Here is a 10,167-nt window from a genome sequence, read left to right as displayed (position 1 = left end):
GTGCTCATCCGGCGGGGTCTGCTCGGGCTGCGGCTGCTCGGGGGGCGACGGCTGCCCCTCCTCGCGGTGCTCGCGCGCCTGGTCCTGCTCGCCCGTGGCCGTGGGCGGTGTGCTGGGCCCGGCGGGCTTCCCCCCGGCGGCTTCCCGCTCGCGCTCTTTCACCTGCTCCTCGACGTAGTTCAGAGACTTGGTGATCAGGTCGTCCGCGTTCAGCTCCCCCCACATCTTCGTCTTGGTGGGAATCTCCCGCAGCGTGCGAAAGCCCCACTCCTCGCGGATGGCACGCAGGCACTCCAGCGGATTGTTCTTGTCCGTGAGGGCCTTGTGGACCATCCCAACGGCCTCTTTCCCGGTCAGGGCCGGTTGCTGCCTTCCCCCCTGATTGGGGGGCGCTTCCTGCCGGCGCTGCTGCTGGGCCTGGGGCGGCCGGGCGGGCTGCTCGTCGAGGTAGGCCTCCGGGCGCGATTCGGTGACCTGCCGATGTGTGGCCGCTTCCTCGAACCCCATACGGCGCAGAAGGGCGTCGATGCTGAAATCGTCGAACCGGACGGTGTCGCCGGGCTTCACGTCCCAGTGCAGGGTCCGCACCCCCGTCAGGTACGCCTCACCGATGCCGTGCATCTCCACGATCGCGTCGACGGCGGACGGGAGGTTCTTCTCCGCCTTGATCTTCCGGGTGGTGTTGCGGGTGGGCTTGTCGTTCTCGAAGGCCGTGACGATCTCTTGGCGGGCGATCATCACGACGGGCCCGGCGTGGCGGCGGAGCATCCAAAGGACCTCGCCCCACCGGTCCTTGGCCCGATTCCACAGGTCAGGGTCGACCACTACCGGATCGTCCAGGCTGGGGGCGCGGCGACGGGTGTCCTGTGCCTTGTTCACGGCTCGTCGCCGGGCGAACAGGGCCTGCTCGTCGCTGATCATGTCCCAGAGGTTGGAGCCGTTATCGAGGACGATCATGTTCGGCTTGCCCGGGACGCGTTGCGGCTGCGCCACTGCCCAACGGATGGCGTCGAGGATGTCCTGGTAACTGCCGTCATGCGGAACGATCTCGTAGTTGGCGCCAGGGACTCGGCCGTAGTAGTCGGCTGTTCCCTCGGACCCGCCGATCTCGATCCAGAACGCTATGCCGATCAGGTCGGAGCCGGTACCGCGGGCGGCCTCGTGGCTCTTGCCGCACTTCTCCGGTCCGCACAGCACGATCATGGGCGGATTCGGCAGACCCGTCGGCTTGCGGGATCTGCGTTCGCGCAGGGGCGTGGTGATACCAGGCATCGGTGTTCCTTCGTTCGGGGCCCGCGAGTGCTCTCCCGCGGAGAATGAGGCAGCGGCAGCCCTAAGCTCTCGCCGGTCTCATTGCTGCACTATTCTACCCGCACGAAGGCCCGACTCAATGCCTGTTCAGCAGATCAGCGACAGGTTTCTCGAGGTCAGGGTCGTGATCCTCGCGGTGCCGGGCGTACCACGCATCCAGTTCCTCAACGTCGGCCGCCGCATCGGCCTCGGCCTCGGCGGCGTCGCTCCACTCGGCGACTGCGTCGGCGTACTCCCCTTCGACCGTGTCCGGCTCACGGCGCCCCAGTGCCTCGGTGATCTCGGACCAGTCCGCGCCGGCCAGGGCCTCGGCCACGACGACCGTGTCGAGGTACGCGTTGACCATCTGCCGCATGCGGCGCGCTCTCTTGATGCGTTCGGCGGGGCTGATGGTCTCGGCTGTCGTGCCGACCGCCTGACGGGCGAGGTCGGAAAGGTCGCGTGCGGCACGGGCGGCGGTGATCCGGGCCAGGATCTCCGGTGTCATGGTGGGTCCGATCATGCAGGCGGCGGGCACCCTTGGAAGGGGGCCCGCCGCGTCGGTACGGGTGGGGGCAGGATGCCCTACGGCTGAGTTGCGGTCAGCACGTCCTCAACTGTGAACTCCTCGGGCAACATCACTCCGGTCTCAGCGGCGTACTGGGAGAGCAGCCGGCGGCGGACCTTGCGACCGTTCTGGGCGGTCTGGCCCATCGCCCTCCCTATGGCGGCGCCGGTCAGGTCACCGGAGTTGAAGCGGTTCACGTCGCGGGCCTTGATTGCCTCCTTCACCATCTCGTACACCTCCTTCTCGCTGAGCTGAGCCGGCGTGGCCGCGGGCGTTGCCGCAGGCGCCGGCGTCACCGCAGGCGCCGGAGCAGGCGCGGGTGCTGCGGCCGGAGCAGGCGCGGAAGTGGGGACGGTGGCGGTCACCCTGCGGGGCTGGGCCTGCGCAGCCGGGACAGGGGCCGGAGCCGGGACCTTCGGAGCGGGTACCGCTGCCAGAGCAGGTGGGGCCGCGGGGGGTGCAGGCAACAGGCTCGCGGGGTCGAGGCCGGCCGCAACCAGTCCCGCGGGGGCCGTCTCGGCGAGCGGGACTCCGTTGCGTACCAGGCGCAGCGGCAGCAGTGACTCGATCGGGGCCTTCCGGCGCCAGGATCGGCCGAACTTGCCGCGGAGCTTGGCCTGGTAGATCAGACGCTCCTGCTCCAGCTTGAGCGCCTGGTCGTACGAGGTCAGCTCCCACAAGACCATGCGGCGGTGCAGCAGGAACGTGGGCAGAGGCGAGTACAGCCAGCGCTTCCAGCGGATCTTGTCCAGGCTGCGGCGACGGCCGGTCGCAGCGCCGATCCGGACGGCGTAGATGTGCGCGGCGATCTCGGAGACGGCGACCCACAGCAGGGACATGGCGCCGTGCGCCACCTTGGACCACAGGGAGTTGCCGGCCGCGACGTTCAGCGCGCAGGTGATCAGGCTCAGGGCCCAGGGGACGAGCCGTGCCCACCAGAGCGGCATGTCCAGACGGATGAGGAGGAGGTACGCCACGGTGAACACCGGGACGGCCGAGTCGATGGCGGTGGGCAGGACCCACGGCTCATCGAAGCCCCACTCCGCGGCCTTGGTCGATACGGCGTCGAAGGACGCGTAGAAGCCGAGGGTGCCGACACCCGCTCCACCGAGAGCGGTGAGGGTGGCGCCGAAGCGCTCCCCACCGGTGAGCGGCGGTACTCCGGACTCGTTGAGCGGCTTTGGCGGCTTCGGTTTGCTGCCCCTGCGGGCACGGGAGAACCACGGCTTCGACAAGACACCACTCCTTCGTTCGGGTCGCCCCGGTCGGCTTATGCTCATGGCCTTCCGGGTCGACCAAACGATATAGCGTCTTCCGCGCGAACGCTCTGAACTGGCTCACGCACTGTCAGTTTCGCGTGCAGATGTGTTGATTCGGGGCGGTCACCAGTCGAGGGGCCTGGCGGGCTTCCGCCGGTCCGGCCCCTGGATCCTGACCAGGTGGGCGGAGGCCTCGAGACGGGACAGAAGCCGCTCCCCGAGGATGTCCACCACCCCGAGGCCGGGATGCTCCGGCGTGCGGCGGCTGCGCAAGTTCGTGGTGTACGCCGTCGGCCGGCCAGCCGCGATCCGCGCGTCGATCAGGTCGATCGTCTCCCTGCGAGCGAACTCAGTGGCGGTCATATCCATCTCGCCGCACAACTCGTCGAGGACCAGGACGTCACACTCAACGAACCTCTTACGGACCTCCCACGCCTTCATGCTGTGCGGCGCGGAGTCCGGGCGACGCCACGTCAAGTAGGTCGAGTGCTTCACGAACAGGGCCCACAACCCCAGTTCTGCGGCCTCGTTCCCGAAGGCGATCGCCGCGGCGGTCTTCCCGCTGCCGATGTTGCCCGGCATGAGCATGTTCAGGATCTCCGGCCGCGCCCCTCGCTTCTGCGCCTCGACCAGGGACATGAGCCAGTTCCGCAGCGTGTTCGGCTTCTGGTTCGGGTCCAGGTCGTCAAGCCGAAAGTGCAGGTAATCGTTGTGAGCAGCATCGTTGATGCTGTTGCGCCACATGTTCCGACGTGCACGGGCCTGCGGAACGCTCACGTCCTCCCACAGACCGTCGTCCGGCTCCGGCTGCGCGGGTACGCCGAGCTTGGACATGTCCGCGCCGCCACGTTCCAGCACGGCCATGAGGTGCTCGCTGAGCGCGCCAAGGGGGTTCATCCCGCGGGCGGGAGCGGGGACCACCGGGGCGTCCGTGGTGAGAGACATCAGGGTCACGCTCCTTACGGTCGTTCGACGATGCCGAAGGTGGCGTCGTCAGCGTCGTCATCAGCAGAGTTGCCGGGCGGCGGGGCGTTGGTGGCGCCGGGCATGTTCGACGGGGCCTCACCCTGGCCGCCCCAGGTTGAAGCGTCGCTGTACGGAACGCGGCCGCCGGTGTTCCGGGGCTGGATGTGGTTGGTCACGATGCCGAGGGCCTGCTGCCACTGCTGCGCGCTGGGCCAGTGCTTCTGCGCCTGAATGAGGGCCTTGCCGCACTGGTTCTTGGTGTAGCCCTTCTCCAGGGCACTGCGGACCTGGTTGCGCATGGCGATGTACCCGCGCTTGTCCCCGACGTACGGGCCGAACCGCTTCTCTGCGTCGGCCCACCACCACTTGGCGACCTCCTCGGCGTCCGCGTCGAGGAGGGCCTTCTCCGCGGCCTTCTGGGCGGCCGCGGTCTGCTTCTCCTCCGCGCCCTTCTCCGGCTCCCTGGCGTTCTTGGCGGGCGCCGGCGGCTGCTTCGGGGCTGCTGCCTTCTTCGCGGCGGGCGGTGTCTTCCTGCGGGGTGTGGTCGACTCGGCGGGCGGAGCAGACGGTTCCTGCTCGTCGTCGGCGGGCGGCTCGGGCTCGTCGTCGGCGGGCGGCTCATCGCGGCCCTGGCCGAAGCCGTCACTGCCCGTCGAGCCGTCGGGGTACAGCACTTGGAAGGAGCCGTCTTCCTGTTCGACGACTGGAACGGCGAGTTCTCCGTCGAAGGTGACGTAATCCTTCTTCCACTGCTCGACGGCGTAGAAGCTGATCGCGGTGCCCATCGCGTGCTTGCCGTCTCGGAACCGCCGGCGTTCGAGCCGGTAGTACCCGCCCGCTGCCAGTTCGTGAAGCACCTTCCGCACGGCGTCGCGGCCCTCGCGCTTCTTGCCTTTGGACAGTTGCTCGGAACGCATCTGCCAGTCCGCGGGCTTGTTGAGCATGTGGACCAGCAGGCCGAGGGCGCGGTAGCTGATCTCCTCGTCATTGGCCGTGTCGGACTCGATTGGGACCGTGTAGACCCGTTGGTTGACTCGGGTTCCGTCGCGGCGGCTCAGGCGGGTCATGCGGCGTCCTCGGTGGCGGTGTCGTCGACGAGGCGGACGTACGTGTGCCACGTCTTGCGGCCGGTGTCACCGATCTCGTAGCGCCGGTCGTGCTCCACCATTCCGGCCGCGCGCAACTCGGCGAGCGGCAGACGGATCTGGTGCGACGTCATCCCGAGCAATTCGGCGATGGGCGGGATGGGAACCCATCCGCTGTCCATGTGCAGGGCGAGGACGTGGAGAACTCGGAACGCGCGGTCAGAAATGCTGCTGGCGAGCGCGGGGGTCATCACGTCAGTGGGCGTAGCCATCGGTGTCCTTGGGGAGCTGGGCCCGACCGCAGGGGGCCGGGCCGGAGGCGGTCAGTGCTGGGCGTCCTCGGCGGTAGGCCGGGGACCGGCCATCAGCTCCGGCGCCTCCGTCAGGAGGTAGTTCAAAGACCCCTCCTGGTAGTGGCGCGTCAGCCGCTTCTTGCCGACGTCCCTCTTCTCCCACGTCCACGTCAGGCTGCCGGTGGGCTGCCCGCCCTGCTCGTACTTGAGGCCCGGGACCACTTCGCCGGTGCGGGTGTCGATGATCAGACCCGTGTCCTCGTCGTACTCGGCGAACTGCAGCAGAGCCTTTTCCCAGGTCTCGTCACGCTGGATGACGACCTTCGTGCCGCCGTGCTTGTCGGCGTACTTGTTGAGGGCCTCTTCGTTGTCCTCGTCGATGACGATCTTCGGCTGAGCCAGATTCACCTTGTACCGGCCGATGATGTCGCCTGCGATCTGGACGACCAGTTCGGACTGCCCGCCCTTGTACGCCTTGAGGAGGGGGACCTTCGGCGCGTCGATCCGCGGCTTGATGACCTTCTTCACCATCTGCTCGTCAAGCAGGCGGGCGAGGGCGCCGATCAGCCCGACGTCGGAGAGAGGCAGTTCGGCCGGCTGCTCGGCCTGCGGGTCCTCGACGGCGTCGTTCGCCATGCGGTGTTCCTTCCTTTCCCCGGACGCCAAAGCCCAGGGGTTCGGGACTATCCCGGGGCGGGGTGTCACGGGGCGTCGTATGGATGTACGACAACCGCCGATTTTTGTTACACCTAGACCCAGGTAGCTGGGTGCTCTCCCAGCCGCTTCGGATAGTACAGCAATGAGACTGCCGTGTGTAGAAGGCGACGTTAGACGCGCGTCTCCCTACGGTCCCTCGCGGTTCCACCACTTCCGGCGACGTCACCGGAAGCCGGTGGAGCCCCGGTGCTGCCCCAACCGGAACAAGGGCAGCACCGGCCCGGCGACGGGCGAGGACCGGCCATGACGGCATGTCCCGCTTGCGAGGCGGGGCGCCGCGGTTGAAGTCCGCGGGCTCGCAGTCCTCGCCCGTCGTCGACACCGACGCATGGGAGAGGACCGCACCAGCCGTGACCGAGACGATCGCCAGGCCACCGCGCTACATCGCCTACGTGCCGCTCACCGACCTCACGCCGGCGCCGCGGAACCCCAAGCGGCACGAGCTGGAACTCCTCATCGACGCGATACGCATGCACGGCCTGGTCGAGGTCCCCGTCGCCGACGAGCGCACCCAATTCGTCCTCCACGGCCACGGCCGCCGCGAGGCCCTGATCGAGATGCAGAACCGCGGGATGGCCCTCCCCGGCGGCGTCGTCCTCGACGAGGACGGCGGATGGCTCGTCCCCGTCCTGCGCGGCTGGTCGTCCAAGTCCGACGCCGAAGCCGAGGCCCTGGCCATCAAGCTCAACCGGCTCCCCGGCGAAGGCGGCTGGGACCCCCGCGAGTTCGCCACGGTCCTCGAGGACCTGGCGACGAACGCGGCGGAGCTGTTCGACAGCCTCGCCATCCCGGCCGACGAGATGGACAAGCTGTTCAGCCAGGTCGACCCCGAGACCCTGCCCGGCGGCCTCCGCGAGGACGAGCCGCCCACCCTCCACCTGCCCGACGACGGCGACCGAGGGGACGGCCTCAGCCCTGACGACGATGGCCGCGCCGCCCACACGACCTGCCCCGCTTGCGGCCACCTGTTCAACACCGGCCGCTGAACCGCCGCTGAGGTCCGCCCATGTCCACCCGACGCAAGGCCCGCCGGCAGAACAACCGCGGCGGCCGCCCACGCCTCCTCTCCGAAGAGGTCGAGGCGCGCCTCGTCGCGGCCTCACGCACAGGCGTCGCCGTCGAGTTGGCCGCGGAAATGGCGGGGATCTCCCGTACCAGCTTCCTTCGGTGGATGGCCGAGGGCCGCGCCGAGGTCGAGGCCCGCGAGGCTGGCGAGGAACCCGACCCGGAGGCGGAGGAGTACGCCGCCCTGTTCGTGAAAGTCCGCACCGCACGCGCCACCGCGGCCGCGCGCGCCATGGCCAACATCCGCAGGGTCGCGGACGGCGGAATCGTCACCAAGGTCACCACCCGCCAGTTCCGCGACAGCGTCACCGGCGAGATCGTCACGGAAACCGTCGAGGACCGCACGTCGCCGGACTGGCGCGCCGACGCCTGGTACTTGGAGCGGCAGCACCGCGAGCAGTACGGCAAGGACGCCGTGGTGGCCGTCGAGATCACCGGCCTCGGCGGACCGGCCGGCGACGACGACCAGCCCGTCGACCTGTCGGCGCTCGCCGACCGCCTCGACAAGAGCCTGTTCGCGGTCGAGTATCCGCCGGAGCTGGAGGACGGCAGCGTCATCGACGCCGAGGTCGTCGACTGACCGCGCCGCGGGGGCGGTGCGCAAGACGCACACCGTGGCGGTGACTCAGATCACACTGACGCTTCCAAGATTCATTGCCGGATCTGCTGCCTGCCGCGCCCGAAGGGTGAAGGTGCCGCCGAACTTGGTATTGGAGAACGCGATGATCCAGCGGAAGACGTCCCTGCATGGACGAATGACGAGTTGCCCCGCAGAAGCAGTGCTGACGATCGACGAGGCCCGCTACCTGAATACCCTGCCCGGCGCAGACTTTGACGCCAACACCGAACCCCTGGGCTGCGACTTCGAGGTGCACGAGCCGGAAGTGCGGCACGCGGCCTGCGCACAGATGCAGTACATCGAACCCGGAAAGATCGTTCTGTGGTGGCTGCTGTGGGGCGAAGACGGCCACAGAGAACTGCGCATCGAGCAGGGGTGCCGAAAGACCGTCGTCGATGAGACCTGCTTGCTCATCAAGGGGCATCCTCACGGCTGCAACCAGGACATTTTCTCGACGCGACGTTAGCCGGTCTCGCCCTGCACGGTGCCCTCCCCTGACGACCAAGCGGAGGGCACCACTCATGATCGAGATCATTTCCCGGGCCACCTGGGGCGCCCGGCCCTGGAACGGCACACCGGCGTCCGTCCCCCTGTCGGCGCGCACCGAGTTCTTCGTCCACTACGACGGCGGCCACGAGATCACCCGCACCGGCTACGCGATCATGCGCGCCATCGAGGCCGTACACATCGGCCAGGGTTGGTCCGGCGTGGGCTACAACTTCGTCATCGACCAGGCGGGCACCCTCTACGAGGGCCGCGGGTGGCGCTTGCAGGGCGCCCACTGCCCCGGCCACAACGTCAGTGGCCTCAGCGTCCAGTTCGCCATCGGCGGCGACCAGAAGCCCAGCGCCGCGGCGCTCGCCACTGGCCGCGCCCTGTACGAGGAGGCGTGCAGGAGGACCGGCCGGCGCCTGGCCCAGAAGGGGCACCGGGACGGGTTCGCGACCGCGTGCCCTGGCAAGCACCTGTACGCGTGGGTGCAGGCGGGCATGCCCTCCGGCGACTACAAGCCGGCCCCGAACCCGGGCGGCTCCCTCCCGGGCGGATCCAGCGCCGCGGCCCGCTACCAGGTCACCATCAACGGCCTGGTCTACGGCTACGGCGCCAAGGGCAAGCACGTCACCAGGGTTGGCGAGGCCCTGGTCAAGGCCGGGTTCGGCAAGCACTACACCAGCGGCCCCGGCCCGGTATGGACGGACGCCGACACCGAGAACTACGCCGCCTTCCAGAAGTCCCTGGGCCACACCGGCAAGGCCGCCGACGGCGTCCCCGGCGAGGCCTCCCTCAAGAAGCTGCTGGGCACCCTCCCGAGCAAGGTCACCGCGAAGCCGAAGCCGCCGTTCCCCGGCCGCGACAAGTTCGGCCCCGGCAAGAGCAACACCAGCATCACCCTGCTCGGGCAACAGCTCGTGCGGAAGGGCTACGGCAAGCACTACACGAGCGGGCCCGGCCCGAAGTGGTCCGACGCGGACCGCAAGAACCTCCGCGACTTCCAGCTCGCGCACAGGGACCTCGCGGGCGACGCCGACGGCATCCCCGGCCCGAAGACGTGGCAGCTCCTGTTCTCCTGACCCCCGGCCGGCCCGCACACCGCGGGCCGGCCCCATCCTGAAAGGCCCGCCCGTGGCAGGCGAGACCGTCATCACCGTTATCGGCAACCTGGTCGACGACCCCGAACTCCGCTTCACCCCCTCCGGCGCCGCGGTCGCTAAGTTCCGCGTCGCCTCGACTCCCCGCACCTTCGACCGGCAGACCAACGAGTGGAAGGACGGCGAGAGCCTGTTCCTGACCTGCGCCGTGTGGCGGCAGGCGGCCGAGAACGTCACCGAGTCCCTCCAGCGGGGCATGCGCGTGATCGTGCAGGGGCGCCTCAAGCAGCGGTCCTACGAGGACCGTGAGGGCGTCAAGCGCACGGTGTACGAGCTGGACGTCGAGGAGGTCGGCGCGAGCCTGCGCAACGCCACCGCGAAGGTCACCAAGACCAGCAGCAATGCGCAGCGCCCGGCGGCCGCGGCTCACGGCCGCCCGGCTGCCGACGATCCTTGGGCGGGCCCGGCGCCGGGCGAACCACCGTTCTGACCTTCCGCACGCAGCAGAGCCCCGGACCTCAGTCCGGGGCCCTCCTCGTTGCTCAGGCGACTGTCCAGGCGGAGCCCAGGATGAGCAGGTCGTCACCGTCGGCCTGGTCCACATCGTCCGCCGACGGGGCCTGGGTTTCCTCGTGCCCAGGGGGCCGTGCTCCCTCTGCTGGATTCTCGACCGGGGCGGGGATCTCCTCGACCGGCTGCTCGGGCGGTGCGCTGGG

At 69.1% G+C, this 10,167-nt stretch carries 11 protein-coding genes and 1 pseudogene; 5 read left to right on the top strand and 7 right to left on the bottom strand.

Annotated features, from left to right (window positions below):
* The 7 genes from C1J00_RS30295 to C1J00_RS30265 form a co-directional block, all read right to left on the bottom strand.
* A partial coding sequence (locus C1J00_RS30295; protein WP_102912184.1) for a DEAD/DEAH box helicase family protein occupies window positions 1–1,272 on the bottom strand: 1,272 nt, incomplete at its 3' end.
* A 115-nt stretch (window positions 1,273–1,387) separates the two neighbouring features.
* The gene (locus tag C1J00_RS30290; protein WP_102912183.1) at window positions 1,388–1,813 is read right to left on the bottom strand and encodes a hypothetical protein; all 426 of its coding nucleotides are present in this window, start codon (window positions 1,811–1,813) and stop codon (window positions 1,388–1,390) included.
* A gap of 62 nt (window positions 1,814–1,875) precedes the next feature.
* Window positions 1,876–3,093: a DUF2637 domain-containing protein gene (locus tag C1J00_RS45985; RefSeq protein ID WP_245936567.1), complete on the bottom strand. Its 1,218-nt coding sequence runs from the start codon at window positions 3,091–3,093 to the stop codon at window positions 1,876–1,878.
* A 147-nt stretch (window positions 3,094–3,240) separates the two neighbouring features.
* On the bottom strand, window positions 3,241–4,062 hold the full coding sequence (locus tag C1J00_RS30280) for an ATP-binding protein (RefSeq protein ID WP_102912182.1): 822 nt from the start codon (window positions 4,060–4,062) through the stop codon (window positions 3,241–3,243).
* A gap of 14 nt (window positions 4,063–4,076) precedes the next feature.
* A complete protein-coding gene (locus tag C1J00_RS30275) occupies window positions 4,077–5,150 on the bottom strand; it encodes a hypothetical protein (RefSeq protein ID WP_102912181.1) in 1,074 nt (357 codons plus the stop codon).
* Entirely contained in the window at window positions 5,147–5,440 is a 294-nt protein-coding gene (locus C1J00_RS30270; RefSeq protein ID WP_102912180.1) for an Rrf2 family transcriptional regulator, read from the bottom strand. The genes C1J00_RS30275 and C1J00_RS30270 overlap by 4 nt, the downstream gene beginning before the upstream one ends.
* A 51-nt stretch (window positions 5,441–5,491) precedes the next feature.
* On the bottom strand, window positions 5,492–6,097 hold the full coding sequence (locus C1J00_RS30265; RefSeq protein ID WP_102912179.1) for a hypothetical protein: 606 nt from the start codon (window positions 6,095–6,097) through the stop codon (window positions 5,492–5,494).
* 431 nt (window positions 6,098–6,528) lie between these two features.
* Here C1J00_RS30265 and C1J00_RS30260 point away from each other — a divergent pair, with 431 nt between their 5' ends.
* The 5 genes and pseudogenes from C1J00_RS30260 to C1J00_RS30240 all read left to right on the top strand — a co-directional run.
* Window positions 6,529–7,164: a ParB N-terminal domain-containing protein gene (locus C1J00_RS30260; protein ID WP_102912185.1), complete on the top strand. Its 636-nt coding sequence runs from the start codon at window positions 6,529–6,531 to the stop codon at window positions 7,162–7,164.
* 20 nt (window positions 7,165–7,184) lie between these two features.
* The gene (locus tag C1J00_RS30255) at window positions 7,185–7,823 is read left to right on the top strand and encodes a hypothetical protein (protein ID WP_102912178.1); all 639 of its coding nucleotides are present in this window, start codon (window positions 7,185–7,187) and stop codon (window positions 7,821–7,823) included.
* Between the two features lie 16 nt (window positions 7,824–7,839).
* The gene (locus C1J00_RS44795) at window positions 7,840–8,328 is read left to right on the top strand and encodes a hypothetical protein (protein ID WP_146046282.1); all 489 of its coding nucleotides are present in this window, start codon (window positions 7,840–7,842) and stop codon (window positions 8,326–8,328) included.
* A 55-nt stretch (window positions 8,329–8,383) separates the two neighbouring features.
* The gene (locus tag C1J00_RS30245; RefSeq protein WP_102912176.1) at window positions 8,384–9,433 is read left to right on the top strand and encodes a peptidoglycan-binding protein; all 1,050 of its coding nucleotides are present in this window, start codon (window positions 8,384–8,386) and stop codon (window positions 9,431–9,433) included.
* 52 nt (window positions 9,434–9,485) lie between these two features.
* Window positions 9,486–9,848, top strand: a pseudogene (locus C1J00_RS30240) (single-stranded DNA-binding protein); the annotation flags it as partial.
* Between the last annotated feature and the right edge of the window lie 319 nt (window positions 9,849–10,167).

Source organism: Streptomyces cahuitamycinicus (genome assembly GCF_002891435.1).
Lineage (GTDB): Bacteria > Actinomycetota > Actinomycetes > Streptomycetales > Streptomycetaceae > Streptomyces > Streptomyces cahuitamycinicus.
Note: the sequence above shows the minus strand (reverse complement) of the source record. Positions and strands in the feature narration are given on the sequence as shown.

Bases quoted from the DNA above. Each gene is read 5' to 3' on its own strand.
- C1J00_RS30245 (WP_102912176.1), top strand. From the start codon at position 8,384: ATGATCGAGATCATTTCCCGGGCCACCTGGGGCGCCCGGCCCTGGAAC.
- C1J00_RS30270 (WP_102912180.1), bottom strand. From the start codon at position 5,440: ATGGCTACGCCCACTGACGTGATGACCCCCGCGCTCGCCAGCAGCATT.
- C1J00_RS30255 (WP_102912178.1), top strand. From the start codon at position 7,185: ATGTCCACCCGACGCAAGGCCCGCCGGCAGAACAACCGCGGCGGCCGC.
- C1J00_RS30280 (WP_102912182.1), bottom strand. From the start codon at position 4,062: ATGTCTCTCACCACGGACGCCCCGGTGGTCCCCGCTCCCGCCCGCGGG.
- C1J00_RS30265 (WP_102912179.1), bottom strand. From the start codon at position 6,097: ATGGCGAACGACGCCGTCGAGGACCCGCAGGCCGAGCAGCCGGCCGAA.
- C1J00_RS30275 (WP_102912181.1), bottom strand. From the start codon at position 5,150: ATGACCCGCCTGAGCCGCCGCGACGGAACCCGAGTCAACCAACGGGTC.
- C1J00_RS30290 (WP_102912183.1), bottom strand. From the start codon at position 1,813: ATGATCGGACCCACCATGACACCGGAGATCCTGGCCCGGATCACCGCC.